This window comes from Streptomyces sp. MB09-02B, from assembly GCF_033794485.1.
Classification (GTDB): Bacteria; Actinomycetota; Actinomycetes; order Streptomycetales; family Streptomycetaceae; genus Streptomyces.
In genome coordinates this window covers 22719-43580 of the sequence record NZ_JARGEE010000021.1, presented here as the reverse complement: position 1 = coordinate 43580, position 20862 = coordinate 22719, and the positions used below count along the sequence as shown (strand labels likewise).

General features: G+C 70.6%; 17 protein-coding genes and 1 riboswitch. Of the genes, 3 read left to right on the top strand and 14 right to left on the bottom strand.

Features of this window, described 5'->3' with window-relative positions:
- Both P1P70_RS05650 and P1P70_RS05645 read right to left on the bottom strand, forming a co-directional pair.
- A partial coding sequence (locus P1P70_RS05650) for a sensor histidine kinase (RefSeq protein ID WP_319235074.1) occupies window positions 1-1330 on the bottom strand: 1330 nt, incomplete at its 3' end.
- A gap of 385 nt (window positions 1331-1715) precedes the next feature.
- Window positions 1716-2894 (bottom strand): MBL fold metallo-hydrolase, encoded by a 1179-nt coding sequence (locus P1P70_RS05645; protein ID WP_319235073.1) that lies wholly within the window; start codon window positions 2892-2894, stop codon window positions 1716-1718.
- 131 nt (window positions 2895-3025) lie between these two features.
- On the opposite strand from P1P70_RS05645, the gene P1P70_RS05640 reads away from it, so the two are divergent.
- Both P1P70_RS05640 and P1P70_RS05635 read left to right on the top strand, forming a co-directional pair.
- Window positions 3026-4207 (top strand): Glu/Leu/Phe/Val dehydrogenase dimerization domain-containing protein, encoded by a 1182-nt coding sequence (locus tag P1P70_RS05640; protein ID WP_319235072.1) that lies wholly within the window; start codon window positions 3026-3028, stop codon window positions 4205-4207.
- 89 nt (window positions 4208-4296) lie between these two features.
- Window positions 4297-4896 (top strand): TetR/AcrR family transcriptional regulator, encoded by a 600-nt coding sequence (locus P1P70_RS05635; RefSeq protein WP_319235070.1) that lies wholly within the window; start codon window positions 4297-4299, stop codon window positions 4894-4896.
- A gap of 158 nt (window positions 4897-5054) precedes the next feature.
- Here P1P70_RS05635 and P1P70_RS05630 read toward each other — a convergent pair whose 3' ends face one another.
- The 4 genes from P1P70_RS05630 to P1P70_RS05615 form a co-directional block, all read right to left on the bottom strand.
- Window positions 5055-5840 carry an SGNH/GDSL hydrolase family protein gene (locus P1P70_RS05630; protein WP_319235079.1) on the bottom strand — a complete coding sequence of 262 codons (786 nt, stop codon included), beginning with the start codon at window positions 5838-5840 and terminating at the stop codon, window positions 5055-5057.
- 143 nt (window positions 5841-5983) lie between these two features.
- Window positions 5984-6691 carry a DUF6250 domain-containing protein gene (locus tag P1P70_RS05625; protein WP_319235068.1) on the bottom strand — a complete coding sequence of 236 codons (708 nt, stop codon included), beginning with the start codon at window positions 6689-6691 and terminating at the stop codon, window positions 5984-5986.
- A gap of 370 nt (window positions 6692-7061) precedes the next feature.
- Window positions 7062-8078, bottom strand: coding sequence for a M23 family metallopeptidase (locus tag P1P70_RS05620; RefSeq protein WP_319235067.1), 1017 nt, complete (start codon window positions 8076-8078; stop codon window positions 7062-7064).
- 4 nt (window positions 8079-8082) lie between these two features.
- Window positions 8083-8241, bottom strand: a riboswitch (cyclic di-AMP (ydaO/yuaA leader).
- A gap of 302 nt (window positions 8242-8543) precedes the next feature.
- Window positions 8544-10619 carry an alpha-galactosidase gene (locus tag P1P70_RS05615; protein WP_319235065.1) on the bottom strand — a complete coding sequence of 692 codons (2076 nt, stop codon included), beginning with the start codon at window positions 10617-10619 and terminating at the stop codon, window positions 8544-8546.
- A gap of 256 nt (window positions 10620-10875) precedes the next feature.
- Between P1P70_RS05615 and P1P70_RS05610 the strand changes: the two genes are divergently transcribed.
- Complete coding sequence (locus P1P70_RS05610) at window positions 10876-11673, top strand: tyrosine-protein phosphatase (protein ID WP_319235064.1); 798 nt, start codon at window positions 10876-10878, stop codon at window positions 11671-11673.
- Between the two features lie 52 nt (window positions 11674-11725).
- On the opposite strand, the gene P1P70_RS05605 is transcribed toward P1P70_RS05610, so the two are convergent.
- From P1P70_RS05605 to shc, 8 genes are all read right to left on the bottom strand, one after another.
- Window positions 11726-11848, bottom strand: a complete 123-nt coding sequence (locus P1P70_RS05605; protein ID WP_033529568.1) for a DUF6126 family protein — start codon at window positions 11846-11848, stop codon at window positions 11726-11728.
- Window positions 11845-12477, bottom strand: a complete 633-nt coding sequence (locus P1P70_RS05600) for an XRE family transcriptional regulator (RefSeq protein ID WP_319235063.1) — start codon at window positions 12475-12477, stop codon at window positions 11845-11847. Before P1P70_RS05600 ends, P1P70_RS05605 begins: the two co-directional genes overlap by 4 nt.
- 130 nt (window positions 12478-12607) lie before the next feature.
- Window positions 12608-14017 (bottom strand): aspartate aminotransferase family protein, encoded by a 1410-nt coding sequence (locus P1P70_RS05595; protein ID WP_319235062.1) that lies wholly within the window; start codon window positions 14015-14017, stop codon window positions 12608-12610.
- Complete coding sequence (gene dxs / locus P1P70_RS05590; protein WP_319235060.1) at window positions 14014-15966, bottom strand: 1-deoxy-D-xylulose-5-phosphate synthase; 1953 nt, start codon at window positions 15964-15966, stop codon at window positions 14014-14016. The genes P1P70_RS05595 and dxs overlap by 4 nt, the downstream gene beginning before the upstream one ends.
- Window positions 15967-16006: 40 nt before the next feature.
- Window positions 16007-17164, bottom strand: coding sequence for a flavodoxin-dependent (E)-4-hydroxy-3-methylbut-2-enyl-diphosphate synthase (ispG, locus tag P1P70_RS05585; RefSeq protein WP_319235059.1), 1158 nt, complete (start codon window positions 17162-17164; stop codon window positions 16007-16009).
- Between the two features lie 4 nt (window positions 17165-17168).
- Entirely contained in the window at window positions 17169-18200 is a 1032-nt protein-coding gene (hpnH, locus tag P1P70_RS05580; protein WP_319235057.1) for an adenosyl-hopene transferase HpnH, read from the bottom strand.
- A 5-nt stretch (window positions 18201-18205) separates the two neighbouring features.
- A complete protein-coding gene (locus P1P70_RS05575; RefSeq protein WP_319235056.1) occupies window positions 18206-18850 on the bottom strand; it encodes a 1-hydroxy-2-methyl-2-butenyl 4-diphosphate reductase in 645 nt (214 codons plus the stop codon).
- Window positions 18850-20844, bottom strand: a complete 1995-nt coding sequence (shc, locus tag P1P70_RS05570; protein WP_319235054.1) for a squalene--hopene cyclase — start codon at window positions 20842-20844, stop codon at window positions 18850-18852. Before shc ends, P1P70_RS05575 begins: the two co-directional genes overlap by 1 nt.
- Window positions 20845-20862 lie beyond the last annotated feature (18 nt).

Below are 20862 nucleotides of genomic sequence, written 5' to 3'. Positions count from 1 at the left end.
CGGTGGGGCCGGGTGCGGACGCCCGCTGGGGCGGCGCGCCCGGTGCGGGGTGGGGCCCTGCGGGCCGGCGCGTGCCGCTGCTCTGCTCGGGGACGGCGTGGATCTGCGGCAGGTCACCCGGTTCGCCGCCGAGGAGGCCCTGCGGGACGACGAACGCGGCTTGGACACCGCCGTAGATGTTGCTCTGCAGACGGACCTGGATGCCGTGGCGGCGGGCCAGCTGGGAGACGACGAAGAGCCCGATGCGGCCGTCCTGGAGGAGGCTGGCGACGTTGACCTGGTCGGGGTCGGCGAGCAGGGCGTTCATCTTGTTCTGCTCGGTGACGGGCATGCCGAGGCCGCGGTCCTCGACCTCGACGGCGAGGCCGGAGGTGACGAGGTTGGCGCGGAGCAGGACCTGGGTGTGCGGAGCGGAGAAAACCGTGGCGTTCTCGACGAGTTCGGCGAGGAGGTGGATGACGTCGGCGACGGCGTGCCCGCGCAGGGTGCCGTCGACCGGGGGCACCAGCTTGACCCGGGAGTACTGCTCGACCTCGGCGATCGCGGAGCGCAGCACCTCGGTCATGGAGACGGGGTTGCTCCACTGGCGGCGGGAGACGGCGCCGCCGAGGACGGCGAGGTTCTCGGCGTGGCGGCGGATGCGGGTGGCGAGGTGGTCGACGTGGAAGAGGCCCTTGAGCAGGTCCGGGTCCTCGATCTCGTTCTCCAGGTCGTCGAGGATGGAGATCTCGCGCTGGACGAGGGACTGGAGTCGGCGGGCCAGGTTCACGAAGACTTCGAGCTTCTGTTCGCTGCCGACGTGGCTGGAGAGCTGGGAGGCCTGGACGACGGCGGTGACGGCGCTGTCGTGGGCGCGGGCGAGGTCGGCGGCGAGCGGCTCGAAGTCGTCGGCGCCCGCGGCGGTTCTGATGCGGGGGCCGCGCGCGGGCGGCTGGTCGCCGCGCCGGAGTGCGTCGACCAGGGAGCGCAGGTCGTCCTCGCGCTTGCTGCTGGCCTGGCGCAGGCTGCCCAGCCGTTCGCGGACGGACCTGGCGGTGCGCCCGGCGGCCACGGCGCCGATGGCGATGCCGGCGAGCGCCACGGTGGCGGCTCCGGCGAGGACCGCCCACAGGGTCAGGCTGGGCCGGGCTCCGCCGGCCCGGAAGGTGAACAGGACGGCGGCGCAGGCGCTGAGGGCGACCGCGGTGGGGGGCAGCACCGCGAGGCGCACCAGCTGTGGCCGTATGTGGATCTCGGGCAACGAGGGGACGGCGGCGCGGGTGGCCGATCGCCCGTGCCGCCCGCCCTCACGGCGGTCTGCGCGGGCGGCCGGTGCGCGAAGGTGAGACATCAGCGTCCTCGTACTGGTCCGTCTGGGTGTGGGGGGTGCGGCGTCCGGGCGACTCGGGCGTGCGCCATCGCGTGTCGGTCGCGAGAGTCGAAGAATTCGCCACAGCGTCGTCCGACGGCAACTCACAGTAGTCGCCAACGCGACATGTGCGGTGCGCAGTTGACAAAGACAGCCGTAATGCGTCCCGCTCTGGTATGAGGCTTCGTGCGAAAGTCCGATAATTCTTCGGACGCTTGTTCCTGCCGGATTCTTTTTGCGCCCGAATTTCGATCAGAGCCGATCAAAATAGGTCGGCAAAAGACGTCGAGGGCCGGGGAGCCTGTGCTCCCCGGCCCTCGACGTCCGTCGAAAAATCACCCTGTCGGGAGAATTCCCGACCGGATTCTCAGCCCTCCGCCACCAGGTCCAGCCGCTCCCCCACCGGGGGCCAGGCGGCCCAGCCGCCGACCGGCCGCTGGGAGACCGCGCGCCACCACGGATCCACCGGCGGCGTGTTCTTCGGCTCGAACGGCTCCCCCGGCCGCGGCGCGGCCATCGTGACCCCCGCGCTGTGGGTGGCCCACATCATGCGCTCGCCCGGCTCGGCCCAGGCGTGCATCGCCAGGTTGAACGTCGCCCAGTGGATCGGCATCATCACCCCGCCGGGCTCGCCGCCCTGCAGGTCGAGGTGGGTCTGCAACCCCTCGTCGGGTGTCATGTGGATGTCTGGCCAGTACTCCGAATAAGCGCCCACCTGGATCATGGTGAGGTCGAACGGGCCGTGCGCCGCGCCGATGTCCTCGAAGCCCCCGAAGTACCCGGTGTCGCCGCTGTGGTAGATCCGGTGCTCGTCACCGGCGACGACCCAGGAGGCCCAGAGCGTGTGCTGGGTGTTGCGCAGGCCCCGGCCGCAGAAGTGCCGGGCGGGCGTCGCGGTCAGGGTGAGGCCGCCGACCTTCGTGGCCTCGTGCCAGTCCAGCTCGCGGATCCGGTCCGCGGAGACCCCCCAGTGCTCCAGATGGGCGCCTACGCCGAGGGGCACGGCGAAGAGCGTGTCCGTGCCCGCCAGTTCCCTGATCGAGGGCATGTCGAGGTGGTCGTAGTGGTCGTGCGAGATGACCACGACGTCGACCGGGCCGAGCGCGGCGAGCGGCACCGGCACGGGGTGCAGCCGCTTGGGCCCGGCGAAGGCGAAGGGGGAGCAGCGCTCGCCCCAGACCGGGTCGAAGAGCACCCGGTGGCCGTCGATCTCCGCGAGCACGCTGGAATGTCCCATCCAGGTGGTGCGCAGCCCGCTCGCCGGGGGCCTGGCCAGGTCGGCGAGGGTCGTGGAGTGCACCGGGATCAGCCCCGCCGGGGCCCGCCGCGCCCTCTCGTCCTTGCGGAAGTAGCTCTTCGCCATCTCCACGGCGGCACCCCCGGAGGGGCGGACCTGCGCGCCCTCGGGGTTCACGAAGACCCCGTTCGCGAAATGCGGGGATCTGCGGATCCGCTCCAATCGGGCACCGCTCGGATCCGCGCCGAAGGCGGCGGGCCGCGCTGCGCGCAGCGCCGAGCTCAGAGAACGGGATCCGGAACCGGACACGGCACCTCCAGGTGGATTCGCTCAGGCATCCCATTATGGTCCGCCCCTCCGACCGCGCCGGGTCCGACTGTCCCCGCACGATGCAATACTGACCAACTATTCAGTAGATATTTTTGTTCCCGGGGAGCCCCATGACCACCACCCCTTTCATGTCGCTCACCTGGACCGACCACGTCACGGGCCGACGGGGCTTTCTCGTAGTGGACCGGCTGGTGCGCGGGGTCTGCAGCGGCGGCCTGCGGATGCGCCCCGGTTGCACGCTGGACGAGGTCGCCGGACTCGCGCGCGGCATGACCATGAAGGAGGCCCTGCACTACGCCCCCGACGCCCGGTACATCCCGCTCGGTGGCGCCAAGGGCGGCATCGACTGCGACCCCCGGGACCCGGAGGCCTACGGCATCCTGGTGCGCTACCTGCGCGCGATGCGCCCGTACATCGAGAGCTTCTGGACCACCGGCGAGGACCTCGGGCTCTCCCAGGAGCTGGTGGACCGCGCGGCCGGCGAGGCGGGCCTGGTGTCGACGATCCAGGCGGTGTACCCCCTCCTGGACGACGAGGGATCGGCCCGACGGCGCCTCGCGGACGCCTTCGCCGTCCAGATGGACGGCATCGGCCTGGACGAACTGGTCGGCGGCTGCGGTGTCGCCGAGTCCGTGCTCACCGCCCTGGACCGGACCGGTACGCCGTACGCCGGGACCCGGGTCGCGGTGCAGGGCCTGGGCACCATGGGCGGCGCCACCGCCCGCTTCCTCGCCCGCGCAGGCCTCACGGTGGTCGCCGTCGCCGACGTCAAGGGCACCCTCACCAATCCCGCCGGCCTGGACGTGGAGGCCCTCCTCGCCGCGCGCGACCCGCACGGCACGATCGACCGCGCCGCGCTCCGGCCCGCCGACCACGAGACCTCCGCCGACGCCTGGGCGGCCACCGAGGCCGAGGTGCTCGTGCCCGCGGCCGTCTCCTACGCGATCGACACCACCAACCACCACCTCGTCACCGCCCGGTTGATCGTCGAGGCGGCCAACATGCCCGTTCTCCCGGCAGCCGAGGAAGCACTCACCTCCCGCGGCGTCACCGTGCTGCCCGACGTGGTGGTCAACTCCGGTACGAACGCCTGGTGGTGGTGGACCCTGTTCGGTGACATCGGCCCCACCGCCGACGAGGCGTTCACCCACATCCGCCGCTCCATGCGCGCCCTCGTCGACCTGATGCTCACCCGGGCCGAGACCGAGGGCGCCACGCCCCGCGCCGCCGCCCACGCCATCGCCGCCGACCGCCTGCCGACGATCACGGACCGCTTCGGCTGGCACCGCTGACGTCCCGGCCCGCGCCGGGGTGGCTCGAAGCCTGCGGCGCCGCGCGGGGGCCTGGGTAGGGTTGCCGTGTGGGCAGGGTGCGGTTGAGCGTGGCCGAGCGGCGTGCGGAGCTGCTCCGGGCCGCCATCGAACAGATCGAGGAGCGGGGCGTCGCGGCGGTGCGGATCGCCGACGTGGCCGCTGTCCTCGGGGTGAGCAACGCCCTGGTCCTCTATCACTTCTCCACCAAGGAACGCCTGGTGGCCGAGGCCTTCCGCCACGCCGCCGAGGACGACCTGGCCCATCTCCGCAAACTCCTGGGCCGCCGCACCACGGCCCTGCGCCGCCTGAGGGCGGCCGTGCGCTGGTATGCCCCCACCGGTCAGGCCAAGGGCTGGCGCCTGTGGATCGAGGGCTGGGCCGCGTCCCTGCGCGACCCTGCCCTGCGCGAGGTCACCCGTGACCTGGACCGCCAGTGGAAGGCGGCCCTCACCGAGGTCATCGAGGCCGGTGTGGCCGCCGACGAGTTCCGCTGCCCGGATCCGGCGGCGTCCGCCCTGCGCCTCACCGCCCTCCTGGACGGCCTGGCGGTACAGATGACGGCCTACGACGGAGCCGTCTCCCGCACCCGGGCACAGGAGTGGGCCGACCGGGCTCTCGCCCACGAACTGGGCCTGGACCCCGCGTCATTGACGACGGCAACTCGCTGAAAACGGCGAACACCCGCGCCCCGAAAGGGGCGCGGGGAACTGCGCGAGCAACCACGACATACGGAACGCCGCCCACGAAGCGGCCTTCCCACGGCGAGAAGGCGCCCTTTCTCGAACCTCAGGCCACGGTCTCGAACCGCAGGCCACGGTCTCGACCCTCAGGCCACGGTCTCGATCCGCAGCCTGATGTCGTCCGGCGACAGATGGCCCTTCGCCGACACGTGGTCCCCGGAGGACTCCCCCCGCAGCCGTCGGCCGATCCACGGCACCAGGTACTCCCGCGCCCACTGGATGTTGTCCCGCCGCATCTCCAGCGTCCCGCGCGGCGGCAACGGCGGCCAGGGCTGATCGGGATCCGCAGGGACCTCGACCCCCAGCACCTGCCCGGCCCGCAGGGCGACCCGTGTGTGCCCCTCCGGGGAGAGATGCAGCCGGTCCAGGTCCCAGGCACGCCGGTCCTGCACCGTCTTCAGCGACCACAGGTCCAGCACGGGGCACCCGTAACGGTCGGCGATGGCCCGCACATGCAGGTTGTACGTCGCGATCTTGCCCCTCAGATGCTTCAGCACCGGCACGTCACGGGTGTCGAACCCGGTCGTCACCATGACCGTGCCGACGGCCGAGGTGAGTCTCACCACCGCCCGCTCGAACCGCTCCGCGACCTCGTCGGGGTCGGTGCCCGGCCTGATGATGTCGTTGCCGCCCGCGCAGAAGGAGATCAGATCGGGGGCGAGCTCCAGCGCCCTCGGCACCTGGTCCTCCACGATCTGGTCGAGGAGCTTCCCCCGCACGGCCAGGTTGGTGTAGTCGAAGTCGCCCTCGGGCAACCGGTCCGCGAGGAGCACCGCGAACCGGTCGGCCCAGCCGACGAACCGCCCGTCGGGCCCCGGGTCGCCGACGCCCTCGGTGAAGCTGTCCCCCAGCGCCACGTACGACCCGATCATTGCTCTGCTGCCATTCGAATCGTCTGTCACATCGGGCCATGATTCACCTTCGCGTGTGACCTACGCGACCGTAATAAGGGCTTGACGGACGGTGAGATAGACCACGTGTCAAGTGTTGGTCAATCCGGAATAGCCAGGCCCCGTCAGTGGAGCCTCCACACCCGGAAGTCCTCGATGCGGAAGTGGCTCCAGGTGGTCCGGAAGGCGAAGTGCCCCCGCGTGTACGGCTCGGGATCACGGTGGTCGAACACGAGCCGGTCGTTGTTCCACCACTGGACCTTCGACCCGTCCGAGACGATCCGCACGCGATGCGGCTCGTTCGCGACGAGCAGCGGCTCGGTGTAGTCGTAGAGCAACGGCCGCACCCCCGCCTCACCCACGTAGCGCCGCATGCGCGTCGTCGTGTTGGTGTTGGCCCCGTACCCGACGTAGTACGTCTTCAGATGGTCGTACTCGGCGAGCGCGCCCCCTCGCGGGGTGGCGAAGAGGTCATCGGGCGAGCGCACGTCGACGGCGTTCCAGAAGTTGTTCAGATCGGACACCCGGTCGTTGACCCCGCCCGCCGATACCGGTGTGGCCGTGTACGCGATGACGTACGGCCCTGCCAGCTCGCGCCTGAACCAGAGCGTGGCCCCGGCCGGTACGTCGACCTCCAGCACACCGCGCGAGGCCGTGACCGTCCCGCCCCGCTCCAACTCCGCGGCCCACTGCCCGAGTCCGTGCCGAAAGTCGTCGGCGGCGATCAGCCGGCCGCGCCGCCGGGGCGTACGGGCGGACGCGGTTCCCGCCGGGGCGACGGCCGCGAGGGCGGCACCGGCGGCGAGCGCTCCGAACGCTCTACGGGTGGTCATACGACGCTCCTTGTTCTCGGTGACGTGCGGCACGCGCCGGCGCTCCTTGTGCAGAAGGGGCGGTAGGCGCAGTAGGGGCAGTAGGGCCGTAGGGGTCCATGGTGCAGAAAGCGCTTGCAGGGATCACTGTGGCCTCGCGCCCGCACGTCTGTCGAGACGTCGATCAGCCATGCCACACGACCGCAACGCGGTGATCACGAAGTCACCACGGCCCGCCCCCACCCACACCCGCCCAATCCCCGGTGCCGGTCCTGGCCCTGTCCTGGTCCTGGTCCTGGCCCTGGTCCGCCCGCCTGCTTTCCGGAAAACGTCGAAGGCCGGACCCCCGGTCATGGTGGGGTCCGGCCTTCGACGGGTGCGGCGGCGTGGATCAGATGCCGACGCCCTTCGAGCGGAGGTACGCCAGCGGGTCGATGTCCGCGCCGTAGTTGGGGCTGGTGCGGATCTCGAAGTGGAGGTGCGGTCCGGTGACGTTGCCGGTCGCGCCCGAGAGGCCTATCTGCTGGCCGCCGCTCACGGACTGACCGGCGGAGACGGAGATCGAGGACAGGTGCGCGTACTGGGCGTAGTAGCCGTCGGCGAGCTTGACGACGACCTGGTTGCCGTACGCGCCGCCCCAGCCGGCCGAGACGACGGTGCCCGCGCCCACGGCCTTGAGGCTGGTCCCGGTCGGGGCCACGAAGTCGACGCCCGTGTGGTAACCGCTGGACCACATGCTGCCGGCGGTCTTGTACGCGGTACCGACGGTCCCGCTCAGGATGGGCCGGCTGAAGCCGGAGGCGTTGGACGACGAGGACTGGCCGCTCGCCGTGGAGGTAGACGCCTGGGTGTCCTTCGACTCCTGCTTCGCGGAACCGGAGGGCTTCGAGGGCTGGGACGGCGTGGAAGACTCGGCGGGCTTCGAGGACTGCGACAGCTGCGGCTTGGACGAGGAGCGCGACGTCTCGCTCGACGCGGCCCTCTCACCGATGGACAGCTTCAGCCCCGGGTGGATGAGCGAGGGGTCGGAGCCGATCGCCGCACGGTTGTCCGAGTACAGCCGCTTCCAGCCACCCTCGACGTCCTGCTCGTCCGCGATCTTCGCGAGGTAGTCGCCGACCTTGACCGAGTAGGTCTTGGGAGCCGCCTTCTTGCCGGCGGTCTTCTCCGCCTGAGCGGCCTTCTCGGCCTGCTCGATCCGGGCGCCCGCCTCGGCCGCCGCCTTCTCGGCGGCGATCGTGGTCGCCTTCTCGGAGACACCGGAAACGGTGGCGCTCGGGGTCGCGGCGTGGGCGCCGGCGGCTCCGATCAGCGGCAGCGCGAGCGCCGCGCCACCGGTCCCGGCGGCGGCTATCGAGCGGGTGAAGCGCTGGGACTTCGGACGGCGGTGCTTACCCTTCGCGGGCATGGCGAATTCCTCTCCGGCGCCTGCGAGGTGAGCTGTCGGGTGCGGACTGGAGATGTCCGGCCGTGCTGGTGCACGGCTTTACCCCTAGCCGTTCCGGAGACCGGAACAGGCGGTGGTTCCTGTGGGTCCCCCGCTCCTGCCGTGGATCGGGTCGGTACGCGGCTCCGGTCGGCGGCAGGATTGGGCGTCCGTCCGGATTGACGCCGAACGTAAGCGACTTGTGCCCACAGAGACAACCATTGGGACTTCCTGTGCGTCTTGCACCCTGATCCTTACCTCAATTCACCATCACGCTCCGTAAAAGACTGGTCTAGCGCGTATTCCAACCTCCCTGGAAATCAGCGCGAATTACGTGGACATGACGGCAACGGAACGTCACGAATATGACGCTGCTCACGCCCCTACGGCCCAGTAGGCTTTATTCCAGGGCTTGTTGGAATTATTGCTTCATTTCGGACAGATCACTCAAGTGCGTCGCAGACGGATAATTGCCGCATCGAAGTCGCCACGTAGCCGCGTCGGCAATCCGTGATGCGCCAGCACGGCACCTCGGTACGTTTCGCCCGTTTCGCGGCACTCATACGACTCCGTCGGATCCAGCCCGCGCAGCCGGAGCGGGGCGAGCGGCTCTCCGTAGTGCTGGGCCTGGAGCCAGGCGAGGACGACGACCTCGTCACCGTGGACGTACTGCACGGCGCTCAGCCCTCCCGTCGGCGGCCGCAGCCGGTACAGGTCGCCGCGCTGCACGACCGGCCGGATCTCCTTGTACAGCTCCACCCACTCCCGGGCCTCGGCAAGCTCCTCCTCGCTCCACTCGGTGAGGTCGCCGCCCACGCCGAGCACGCCGGCCATGGCACTGACGAACCGGAACCGCAGCGAGCTGACCCGCCCGTTGAGCTGGTTGTTCGGGCTGTCGGTGACCCACGCCGCCATGCTCCGGGCCGGATGGATCTGACTGAAGCCGTGTTGGATGGCGAGCCGGTCGAGCGGGTCGGTGTTGTCGGAGGTCCACACCTGGTCCGTCCGCGCCATGACCCCGAGGTCCACTCGGCCGCCACCACCCGAGCACGACTCGAACGCGACCCCGGGGTGCGCGGCCCGCAGCCGGTCCAGCAGGGCGTAGAAGGCGTGCACGTGCTCGACCCACAGCTTCTGCGGATAGGGCTCACCGGGCCAGCCGGCGTCGGTGAAGCAGCGGTTGAAGTCCCACTTCACATAATCGATCGGGGCGCTGGACAGGAGGGTGTCGAGCCGCTGCCAGAGGTATTCCTGGACATCCTCGCGCGCGAGATTGAGCACGAGCTGATTGCGCAGTTCCGTCCGCTTCCGCCCCGTTTGAAACTGTGCCCATTCGGGGTGCGCCCGGTACAGCTCACTGTCCGGATTGACCATTTCCGGCTCGACCCAGATGCCGAACTGCATCCCCAGGGCGTGCACATAGTCGGCGAGCGGCCCGAGCCCCTTCGGGAAACGGTCCGGGTTGGGCGTCCAGTCGCCGAGGCCGGCCCGGTCGCTGGTCCGCGCCCCGAACCAGCCGTCGTCCACCACGAACAGCTCGACCCCGATGGCCGCCGCCCGCCGCGCGAGGGCCCCCTGCTGCTCCTCGGAGATGTCGAACTCGGTGGCCTCCCAGGAGTTGAAGAGCACCGGCCGGTCCTGGTCCGCGTCCGGGATGACGTACGCCCTCTGGTACGCGTGCCAGGCGCGGCTCGCCCCGCCGAGGCCACCATCGCTCCACAGGCCGGCGAAGACAGGCGTGGTGAACGTCCCACCCGTCTCCAGCCTCAGCAGTCCGGACTCGTCGTAGCCGGCGCCCCCGGTGATCTGTACGCGCGCGTCCGGGAGTTGGGCCACCGCGATCCGCCAGGAACCCGACCAGCCCAGGGCGCAGCCGTAGACCTCGCCGCGCTCCTCGGTGGCGTCCGTGTCGAGGGCGACCCAGGGCAGGTGCTGGTGCCCGGTGTGTCCGCGACGGCTGCCGATGACCTTCTCGCCGTAGGTGAGGTCGGCGCGCACGAGCCGGGACTCGGCCGCCCACCGCCCGTGCAGCTGAGAGAGGCGCCAGGTCTCCTCCTCGCGCCGCGGCAGCGTCCAGGTCGCCGAGTCGGCGCGCAGCAGCTCCACCGCAGGTCCCTCGTTGAGGAGGGTCACCCAGCGCTCGACCACGTCGTCGCGCATCCGGTAGTGCAGGGTGATCCCCAGTCCGCCGTCGGCGAACCGCAGCCGCAGCTCGTCGCCGTCGGCCTCGTACGCCCGGAAGGTCCACTCGGTGCCGCGCCGCTCGTCCGTGCGCACGGAGAGCGCGGGGCGGGTGAAGCGGGGCCCGCCCTCGACGGGGTACTCCTCGTGTCCGTCGACCGGGGCCTCGAACGGCCAGTACGGCAGCCGCTGCCGTGCGGCCAGCTCCTCGGCGTCGGCGAGGGCGATCCGGGGACCCCAGTGCAGGTGCAGCAGCTCGTCGTTCTCGGTGAGCCGCAGGGCATAGCTGCTCCTGGGCCCGGTGAGAAGCCAGGTCCGGCCGTCCGCTCCGATTTCCAACATCAAGCCCCCACAGATTCGAACAGGTGCGATCGGGCTGCAACATCATGGCAGGTCGCCGCGGGCGCCCGACGGCGCCTGTGGACAACCGCCGATCCGTCGGCGGAGCAGCCTGTGGACAACCCGTCCGGGCTCCCGCACCCGGCTGTGGACAACTCATTGGCGTACGCACCCATGTCGTATCGTCGAGAGCGCGCCTCGATGTCGAGTGCGCGCCCGTCGGCGCTCGACGCGGACGGCCGTATGGGAGGGAGCCCCAGTGACGCAGCAGATCCCGTCGACCGAACCCGAGCTGACCGGCGTGCGCAATTTCCGCGATGTGGGCGGTCTGCCGACCGTGGACGGCCGTCGGGTGCGTCACGGGGTGCTGTTCCGCAGCGGCCACCTGGCGCACGCGAGCGAGGAGGACGCCGCGTTCCTGGCCTCCCTGGGCCTGCACACGGTCTTCGACTTCCGTAACGCGGCCGACCAGAAGCTGGAGGGCCCGGACGTCGAGCTGCCCGGCGTCCTCAATGTGAACCTGCCGCTGAGCGACCCGGCGGACGGTGCCGAGTTCTGGAAGTTGGTCCGCGACGGCGATCTGGACCAGCTGCGGGAGCTGCTGGACGACGGCAAGGCGGCGGGCCGGATGATCGCCTCCTACCGGCGGATCATCAAGGACCGCACGGCCGAGCACTCCCGGGTACTGCACGCACTGGCCGAGGACAGCGTGCCCGCGCTGATGCACTGCGCTGCGGGCAAGGACCGCGCGGGCCTCTCCGTCGCCATCACGCTGCTCGCCCTGGGTGTGGAGCGCGAGGCCATAGTCGCGGACTACCTGGAGTCGAACGCCAAGCACCGCCGCTACAAGGTGCACCGCAGCAGCAGCGCGGCGAGCGCGTACACCCCGGAGGTCATGGAACTGCTGAGTCCGCTCTTCGACGCCCGCGCCGAGTATCTCCAGGCGGCCTTCGACACCGTCGAGGAGACCTGGGGGGACGTGGACACCTACCTGGAGCAGGGCCTGAAGCTCACCCCGGCCACCCGGGAGCGCCTGCGCGAGCGCCTGCTGGACTAGGGCCCTTCTGATGTATCTCCGCGGCGTCACGACGCCCGGCCCGGCCGGGGCGTCACTGGTTGGCGCCCACCTCGAACAGCAGATAGATGAACGCCGCGAAGACATGGCCGACCGCGATGTAGATGATGAGCCGCACCCACAGGGCGCGGGGGAACTTCTCTTCCAGGTCGGTCATGGCGTCTCTCCGGACGGGGTCGGCCCGAGGCACAGCGCGGCGGTCGGGCTCTGCAGAAGGGTGTGGACGAACAGGAGGTCGGCGCCGTCGTGGTCGGCGGCGGCGATGCGGTGCGGGGTCAGCGAGTCGAAGTGCGCGCTGTCCCCCGGCTCCAGCAGATGCGCGGTGTCCCCGAGTCGCAGCCGCAGCCGCCCCTTGAGGACGTACAGCCACTCCTCGCCGGGATGGACCCGCACGATGTCGCCCTGCGAGCCGTGCGGCACATGGACGCGCAGCGCCTGCATCCCGCGCCCGGACGCGCCCGCCTGCCAGTACGTCCAGCCACCGGCCCGGGTGGGCTCCATGTCGGACGCCCGCAGCACGGCGTCCCGTTCGGCGACGGTCTCGCCGAGCAGTTCGGAGACGGTCGTACCGTAGACGCGGGCCAGCGCGAGCAGCATCGGCAGCGAGGGCTGGCGCTGTCCGGTCTCCAGCCGGGAGAGGTGGGCGGGTGACAGCCCGGCGGCGCGGGCGGCGGCCTCCAGGGTGAGGGCGGCCCGGCGGCGCAGGCCCCGCAACTGCGGGGCGACGACGGGCAGTTCCGTGTCGACCGGCGGCTCGGGAGGGTGCGTACCCTCGGAGGGGCTCATGCCCTCCATTCAGCCGCAGCTTTGCCTCTGCGGCAAATTTCTTGCCTCAGAGGCAAAGCCCACCCACAGGCCTGCCTCAGAGGCAGAGCTCTGCGGACCGCGCCACGGAAGTGCAGCGACACCGCCCCGGCTAGCGGTTGGCAACCGCCTGCTTCACCAGTGTCCTGCCGAAGTCCCACATCAGTCCGCCCCCGCTGTGCGCGTCGTCCATCACCTCCGTGAAGGCAGCGACGAACCGGTCCACCTCCCGTTCCCCGATGATCAGCGGCGGGATCAGCTTGATCACCTCCAGGTGGTCGCCCGAGACCTGCGTGAGGATGCGGTGGCGTCGCAGCAGCGGTACGACGACCATCTGGGCGAAGAGCCCCTTGCGGGCCGCCTGGAGCATGGTCCAACGGCTGCGGAGCTTGAGCGACCTGGGCCTGCCGAACTCGATGCCGATCATCAGGCCGCGGCCGCGCACGTCACTGAGGAGTTCGTACTTGTCGACCAGAGCCGTGAGCCTGCTCTTCAGCAGCTCGCCCGTCGCCCGGGCATGGGCCACGATCTGCTCGTTCTCCATGACGGAGAGGACGGCGAGCCCGGCGGCCATGGCCTGGGCGTTGGAGCCGAAGCTCGCGGAGTGGACGAGGACCCGGTCCATCGACGAGTAGACCTTCTTGAAGATCCAGTCCTTGCCGAGGGTCGCGCCGACGGGGACATAACCGCCGGAGAGCGCCTTGGCCACACAGACCAGGTCCGGTTCGACGCCGTCCTCGTGCTGGTAGGCGTAGAAGTCCCCGGTGCGGCCGAGCCCGGTCTGGACCTCGTCGACGATCAGCAGCCCCTTGTGCCGGTGCAGCAGTTCCTGGGCGGCGCGCAGATAGCCGGGCGGCGCCTCGTGCACGCCCTTGCCCTGGATGGGCTCGACGACGAGGGCGGCGACGTCGCCCTTCCGCAACTCCCTTTCCAGCGCGTCCAGATCGCCGAGCGGTACGGCCGTGTCGGGCAGCAGCGGTGCGAAGCCGTCCCGGAAGCCGTCCTCGCCGTTGACGGAGAGCGAGCCGGTGGTGAGCCCGTGGAAGGCGTGGTCGCAGTAGAGGACGCGGGGTCTGCCGGTGGCGTAGCGGGCGAACTTCAGCGCGGTCTCGACGGCCTCCGTGCCGCTGTTGCCGAAGAACACCCGGTCCAGGTGCGGGCTGTGGGCGAGCAGTCGCTCGGCGAGCAGGCCGGGCAGCGGCGGGCAGTCGAAGCGGGTCAGGTCGGCGAGCCCCGCGTCGAGCACGTCGTGCAGGGCTTTGCGGACCACGGGGTGGTGGCGGCCGAGCCCCATCACCCCGAACCCGGCGAGCATGTCGAGGTGGTCGGCACCGTCGGTGTCCCAGAAGTACGCGCCCTCGGCACGCTCGTAGACCTTGTCGAACCCGATGGTGTGCAGCATGCGCGGGAGTTGGTGGTTGAGGTACCGGGCGTGGAGTTCGTAGCGCTCGGCGCCGCGCTCGGCGAGGAGTCCGCCGAGGTCGAACTCCTCGGTTCCCGGCGCTGGTTCCAGGGTGGTCATTCCGGTTCCTCCTCGGCGGGGGCGGCCTTCGACGGGACGTGCGCGGCGAGGTCGTCCCGGGCGGCCAGCGAGGCGCTGATCCGCCCCGCGATCTCGACCGGCGTCAGTCCTATGTCCGCCAGCACCTCCGCGCGTTTGGCGTGCGCGAGGAACTGCTCCGGGATGCCGAACCGCCGTACGGGTACGTCGACCTCGGCGTCCCCCAGGGCGAGCGCGACCGCCGAACCGACGCCGGCGGCCCGGCTGTTGTCCTCCACGACGGCCACCAGCCGGTGTTCGTCCGCGAGCCACGGCAGCGCCGGATCGACCGGCTTGACCCAGCGCGGGTCGAGGACGGTGCAGCCGATGCCCCGTGTCCGCAGCAGCTCGGCGGTCTGGAGACACACCGACGCCATCACGCCCACGGCGACGAGCAGCACCTGCGGTCGGTCCGGGGAGGCCGCGGTCCCACCGGACGGGGAGCGGTACAGCACGTCCATGCCGCCCACCCGTTCCAAGGACGGGATCTCCGGCCCGACCGACTCCTTCGGGAACCGGATCAGGGTGGGAGCGTCGTCCACGGCCACCGCCTCCCGCAACTGTGCGCGCAGTTGCTCGGCGTCGCGGGGCGCGGCGATCCGCAGCCCCGGCACGACCTGGAGGACGGACATGTCCCACATGCCGTTGTGCGACGCGCCGTCGACGCCGGTCACCCCCGCCCGGTCCAGGACGAAGGTGACCCCGCACCGGTGCAAAGCCACGTCCATCAGCAGTTGGTCGAAGGCCCGGTTGAGGAAGGTCGCGTAGACCGCCACGACCGGATGGAGCCCGCCCGTCGCCAGCCCGGCGGCGGAGACCGCGGCGTGCTGCTCGGCGATGCCGACGTCCCACACCCGGTCGGGGAACTTCTCCGCGAACCTGCCGAGGCCGACCGGGTGCAGCATGGCCGCCGTGATCGCCACGACGTCCTCGCGCTCGTCCCCGATCCGCACGATCTCGTCGCCGAAGACCGACGTCCAGGACGGTCCCCCGGCGGGCGTGAGCGGCTCGCAGGTCAGCGGGTCCATCACGCCGACGGTGTGGAAGTGGTCCTCCTCGTTGGCGAGCGCGGGCTCGTAGCCGCGGCCCTTCTGCGTCAGGCAGTGCACCAGGACGGGCCCGTGGAAGCGCTTGGCGCGGCGCAGCGCCGACTCGACCGCCTTGGTGTCGTGCCCGTCGATCGGTCCGACGTACTTCAGGCCCAGGTCCTCGAACATGCCCTGCGGGGCGAAGGCGTCCTTGAAGCCCTTCTTCGCGCCGTGCAGCGCCTCGTAGACCTCCTTGCCGACGACCGGGGTGCGCAGCAGGACCTCCTTGCCCCAGGCGAGGAACTGCTCGTAGCCGTCGGTGGTGCGCAGGGTCGCGAGGTGGTTGGCGAGGCCACCGATGGTCGGCGAGTAGGAGCGTTCGTTGTCGTTGACGACGATGATCAGCGGCCGGTCCTTGGCTGCGGCGATGTTGTTGAGCGCCTCCCAGGCCATACCGCCGGTCAGCGCGCCGTCGCCGATGACCGCGACCACATGGCCCTGCTCCCCCCGCACCTGGCGCGCCTTGGCGAGGCCGTCCGCCCAGCCGAGGGCCGTGGAGGCGTGGCTGTTCTCGACGATGTCGTGCTCGGACTCCTCGCGCGAGGGATAGCCGGACAGGCCGCCCTTGCCGCGCAGCTTGGAGAAGTCCTGACGTCCCGTCAGCAGCTTGTGCACATAGCTCTGGTGACCGGTGTCCCAGACGATGCGGTCCACGGGTGAGTCGAAGACCCGGTGGAGCGCGATGGACAGTTCCACCACCCCCAGGTTGGGCCCCAGGTGACCACCGGTCCTGGCGACCGCGTGCACCAGGAACTCCCGGATCTCTGCCGCCAGTTCACCGAGTTCCGCCTCGGTCAGCGCCTTCAGGTCGCGCGGTTGCCGGATGTTCTCCAGAATCGTCACGTCGGGCCCCCTCTCGCTCCGTGCTCTTCAGCCCGTGTCGTCAACTCACGGTGACCGCCGGTTCGCCCGACGCGACGCCGTCCTTCTCCATTTGCTCGGCGATCTTCATCGCCTCGTCGATGAGGGTCTCCACGATCTTCGACTCGGGCACGGTCCTGATGACCTCGCCCTTCACGAAGATCTGCCCCTTCCCGTTGCCGGACGCGACCCCCAGGTCCGCCTCCCGCGCCTCCCCGGGTCCGTTGACGACGCAGCCCATGACCGCGACCCGCAACGGGACCTCCATGCCTTCCAGCCCGGCGGACACCTCGTCCGCCAGCCGGTACACATCGACCTGCGCCCGCCCGCACGACGGGCACGAGACGATCTCCAGCCGCCGCTGCCGCAGGTTCAGCGACTCGAGGATCTGGATGCCGACCTTGATCTCCTCGACCGGCGGGGCGCTCAGCGAGACCCGGATCGTGTCGCCGATCCCCTCGCTGAGCAGGGCCCCGAAGGCGACGGCGGACTTGATCGTGCCCTGGAACGCCGGACCGGCCTCGGTGACGCCCAGGTGCAGCGGGTAGTCGCACTGGGCGGCGAGCTGGCGGTACGCCTCGATCATCACGACGGGGTCGTTGTGCTTGACCGAGATCTTGATGTCCCGGAAGTCGTGCTCCTCGAACAGCGACGCCTCCCACAGCGCGGACTCCACCAGCGCCTCGGGCGTCGCCTTCCCGTACTTCTGCAGCAGCCGCCGGTCGAGCGAGCCGGCGTTGACCCCGATCCGGATGGGGGTGTCGTGGTCCTTCGCCGCCCGCGCGATCTCCTTGATCTTGTCGTCGAACTGCTTGATGTTGCCGGGATTCACCCGTACCGCCGCGCAGCCGGCCTCGATCGCCGCGAACACGTACTTGGGCTGGAAGTGGATGTCCGCGATCACGGGGATCTGCGACTTGCCGGCGATGGTGGCGAGGGCGTCCGCGTCGTCCTGCGTGGGACAGGCGACCCGGACGATCTGGCAGCCGGACGCGGTGAGTTCCGCGATCTGCTGCAGGGTGGCGCCGACGTCCGACGTACGGGTCGTCGTCATCGACTGCACCGACACCGGGGCCCCGCCCCCCACGGCCACCGGCCCGACCTGGATCCGCCGCGAAGGGCGGCGTTCCGCGATCGGTCGGGCGGGCAGCTCGGGGACGCCAAGCGACACGGCGGTCATCCCATCACCCCTGGTTCGCGTGGTTCGAGGAGACGGTCTCGCGCAGAGCGCGCAGGGACTCCTTGAGCGATCCCATGGTGGCGAGGACGGCCGTCGGCTCGTAGCCGCAGTGCGCCATGCAGTTGGCGCAGCGCGGGTCCTTGCCCCGGCCGTACGCGTCCCAGTCGGTGTCCTCGATCAGCTCCCGGTACGTGGTGACGTACCCGTCGCTCATCAGGTAGCAGGGCCGCTGCCAGCCGAAGAGCGAGTAGTTGGGGATCGCCCAGGCCGTGCACGGGAAGTCGACCCTGCCCTCCAGGAAGTCGAGGAACAGGGGTGAGTGGTTGAGACGCCAGCGCCGGCGGTTGCCGCCGGAGAAGGCCTTCTTGAACAGCTCGCGGGTCTGCTCGACGCCGAGGAAGTGCTCCTGGTCGGGCGCCTTCTCGTAGGCGTAGGCGGGCGAGATCATCATCTCGTCGACCTTCAGGTCGTCGTTGAGGAAGTTGAGGACCTCGATGACGGTCTGCGGGGTGTCGGTGTTGAAGAAGGTGGAGTTGGTGGTCACCCGGAAGCCGCGCCGCTTGGCCTCCTTGATGGCGGCCACGGCCTCGTCGAACACGCCCTCCTTCGCCACCGACTCGTCGTGCCGCTCCCGCAGCCCGTCGATGTGCACGGCGAAGGCGAAGTAAGGCGAGGGCTTGAACTTGTCCATCTTCTTGCGCAGCAGCATGGCGTTGGTGCACAGGAAGACGTACTTCCTCCTCGCCACCAACTGCCGCACGATCTCGTCGATCTGCGGGTGCATCAGGGGCTCGCCGCCGGCGATGGACACCATCGGCGCGCCGGACTCCAGGACGGCTCCCACCGCCTGCGCCACCGGCATGCGCTGCTTCAGCACGCCCGCCGGATGCTGGATCTTGCCGCAGCCCTCGCACTTCAGATTGCAGGCGTAGAGCGGCTCCAGCTCGACGATCAGTGGGAACTTGTCGCGCTTGCGGAGCTTCTGTTCGGCGAGATACGTCGCCACCTTGATGGACTGGCGGAGCGGCATGGCCATCTGGCTCACCTCCGGGGGAGCAGCAGGGAACGGTGCCATTCGTAGTAAGCGGGAAGGACGGCACGAAGGACGCGGAAGGCTGATATTCCACCGCGTACCGTGCCGATCCGGACCAGTTCATGTTCTGGAGCGTCCACGATCACCCGGACGGCCGCAACGGGGCGTGCGCCCGCTCTCACGGCGTGGTGGAGCGTGACCGCGGATTCCATGTCGACGGCGATCGCGCCGGTCGCGAACAGGTCCGACCGCTCCTGTCCCCGTACGACGTGGTCGGATCCGGTGAGCGGCCCGGTGTGGATCGTGCGCCCGGGTACGGCCCTCGCCAGCTCCTTGACCAGCAGTTCGGTGCCCACGCAGGGCGTGACGGCGCCGTCGGGGCCCCGGGTCTCCTCGGCGACGACGAGGTCGCCGGGGTGCGTGCCCGGGGCGAGCCCGGCGCAGAACCCGGTGGCCAGGACCGCCGCGTCGCGCAGCTCCGGGCCCGCGAGCAGCCGGGTGACGGACCGCTCGGCGGCTCTCGGACCCATGCCGGTGCGCACGACGGTGACCGGGCCCCCGGCGCCGCCCCGGTCGCCGCTGCGCAGGGCGAGCTGCTCGATGCCGAGCGCGCAGGCGATCAGCAGCGGGGCCGGGGCGGCGGGCGTGTTCATCAGCGCCCCTGAGGTTTCAGGACGGTCGGTTCGCCGTGGACGTACCGGCCGAGCGCGGTGAGCGGGAAGACCTGCCGGTAGAGGTGGTAGTTGATGGAGAAGTCCCAGGGAAAGCCGGTGCCGGTGAAGTACGGCTCGTCCCAGGAGCCGTCCTCCCGCTGGGTCCGGGCCAGCCACTCGACACCGCGTTCGGTGGACTTGGCGTCCCGCTCCCCCGCCGCCAGCAGCGCCAGCAGCGCCCACGCGGTCTGGGAGGCGGTGGAGGCGCCCTTGCCGCCCCACTCGGCGGGGTCCGGGTAGGAACGCAGGTCCTCTCCCCAGCCCCCGTCGTCGTTCTGCACGGTCTCCAGCCAGGCCACGGCCCGGCGGATCGCGGGGTGGGAGGCGGGCAGTCCGGCGGTCACCAGCGCGGGGACCACCGAGCCCGTGCCGTACACGTAGTTGACGCCCCAGCGCCCGAACCACGCGCCGTTCGACTCCTGTTCGGCGAGCAGCCACTCGATGGCGCGCCGGGTGCGCGGGTCGTGGGACAGACCTTCGACCGCGAGCATCTCCACCACATGGGCCGTGACGTCGGCGGACGGCGGGTCGATGACCTCGCCGAAGTCGCAGAACGGCAGCCGGTTGGGGAAGGGGCTGGTGTTGTCGACGTCGAAGGCGCCCCACGCGCCGTTCCTCGACTGCATGCCGACGGTCCAGCGCACCCCCCGCCGGACGGCCTTCTCCACGCGCTCCGGGTCGGGGTGCGCCACCCGGCGCAGCGCGAGGACGACTTCGGCGGTGTCGTCGATGTCGGGGTAGTTGTCGTTGTGGAACTCGAAGGCCCAGCCGCCCGGCAGGAGTTGGGGTCGCTTCACCGCCCAGTCACCGGGCCGGACGATCTCTTCGCCGAGCATCCAGTCGGCGGCCCTGACGAGTTGGGGGTGGTCGGCGGGCAGGCCCGCGTCGGAGAGCGCGATGGTGGCGAGGCAGGTGTCCCACACCGGCGACTGGCAGGCCTCGATCATCCGGGCCCCGTCCTCGCGCCACACGGCGAACCGGTCGAGGGACTCCAACCCCGCGCGCATCACGGGGTGCTGGAGGTCGTAGCCGAGGAGGTGCAGCGCGATCAGCGAGTACACGGCCGGCGGCTGGATGCCGCCCCAGCAGCCGTCGTTCTCCTGCCGCTCGACGATCCAGCGGGCCGCGCTGTTCATCGCGGCCTTGCGCAATCGCTTCAGCGCCACCTTGTGGTAGCCGTGCAGAAGCCTGTCGATCCGCTGGAAGGCGCCTTCCCAACTGCCCAGCGGATCACGGGGTCTGGGTGGGTTCGGCCGGCCCGGGTCGGTGTGCAGCTCGTCCAGCGGGAACGGCGCGGGCCGCACCGGACGCTTCGCCGAGACCACCGTCAGCGGCACGATCGTCTGCCGGGCCCAGCAGCCGAAGTCGTAGATGTTGAGCGGCATCCACTTGGGGAACCAGATGATCTCGGGTGGCATCTCCGGCAGGTCGTCCCACTTCCACCAGCCGAACAGCGCCAGCCAGATACGGGTGAAGACCCGGGCGGCGGCGATTCCGCCCCGCTCCCGGACCCAGGCCGAGGCCCGCGCCATGTGCGGGGCGTCGGGTTCGTCGCCGGCCAGTCGCAGCGCGACGTACGCCTCGACGGTGGCGGAGAGGTCGGGCGGTCCGCCGTAGAAGGTGGCCCAGGTGCCGTCCGGGCGCTGCTCGCCTCTGATGAACAGGGCGGCGGCCCGGGTGGTCTTCTCGTCGCGGATGCCGAGGAACTGGCGGAGCAGCAGGTCCTCGGCGTCCATGGTGACGTTGGTCTCCAGGTCGCCCTTCCACCAGCCCTGGTCGTCCTGCCGGGAGAGGAGGAAGTCGGTGGAGCGCCGTACGGCGCGCGCGGCGGCGTCCTGGACCCCGGCCGCCTGCGGGGTGTCGTGGTCGGTGTCGCTGGCCGAGGGGGCGCGGGGCGGCAGTGCCCCGGTGCTTCCGTCGGTCGTCGCTGTCATGGCTTCCCCTTCGTGCAG

What these genes read in the sequence shown, in the direction of transcription:
- P1P70_RS05640 (WP_319235072.1), top strand. Translation starts at nt 3,026, where the DNA reads ATGACCACCACCCCTTTCATGTCGCTCACCTGGACCGACCACGTCACG.
- P1P70_RS05630 (WP_319235079.1), bottom strand. Translation starts at nt 5,840, where the DNA reads ATGATCGGGTCGTACGTGGCGCTGGGGGACAGCTTCACCGAGGGCGTC.
- P1P70_RS05625 (WP_319235068.1), bottom strand. Translation starts at nt 6,691, where the DNA reads ATGACCACCCGTAGAGCGTTCGGAGCGCTCGCCGCCGGTGCCGCCCTC.
- P1P70_RS05620 (WP_319235067.1), bottom strand. Translation starts at nt 8,078, where the DNA reads ATGCCCGCGAAGGGTAAGCACCGCCGTCCGAAGTCCCAGCGCTTCACC.
- P1P70_RS05615 (WP_319235065.1), bottom strand. Translation starts at nt 10,619, where the DNA reads ATGTTGGAAATCGGAGCGGACGGCCGGACCTGGCTTCTCACCGGGCCC.
- P1P70_RS05605 (WP_033529568.1), bottom strand. Translation starts at nt 11,848, where the DNA reads ATGACCGACCTGGAAGAGAAGTTCCCCCGCGCCCTGTGGGTGCGGCTC.
- P1P70_RS05600 (WP_319235063.1), bottom strand. Translation starts at nt 12,477, where the DNA reads ATGAGCCCCTCCGAGGGTACGCACCCTCCCGAGCCGCCGGTCGACACG.
- P1P70_RS05595 (WP_319235062.1), bottom strand. Translation starts at nt 14,017, where the DNA reads ATGACCACCCTGGAACCAGCGCCGGGAACCGAGGAGTTCGACCTCGGC.
- ispG (WP_319235059.1), bottom strand. Translation starts at nt 17,164, where the DNA reads ATGACCGCCGTGTCGCTTGGCGTCCCCGAGCTGCCCGCCCGACCGATC.
- hpnH (WP_319235057.1), bottom strand. Translation starts at nt 18,200, where the DNA reads ATGGCCATGCCGCTCCGCCAGTCCATCAAGGTGGCGACGTATCTCGCC.
- P1P70_RS05575 (WP_319235056.1), bottom strand. Translation starts at nt 18,850, where the DNA reads ATGAACACGCCCGCCGCCCCGGCCCCGCTGCTGATCGCCTGCGCGCTC.
- shc (WP_319235054.1), bottom strand. Translation starts at nt 20,844, where the DNA reads ATGACAGCGACGACCGACGGAAGCACCGGGGCACTGCCGCCCCGCGCC.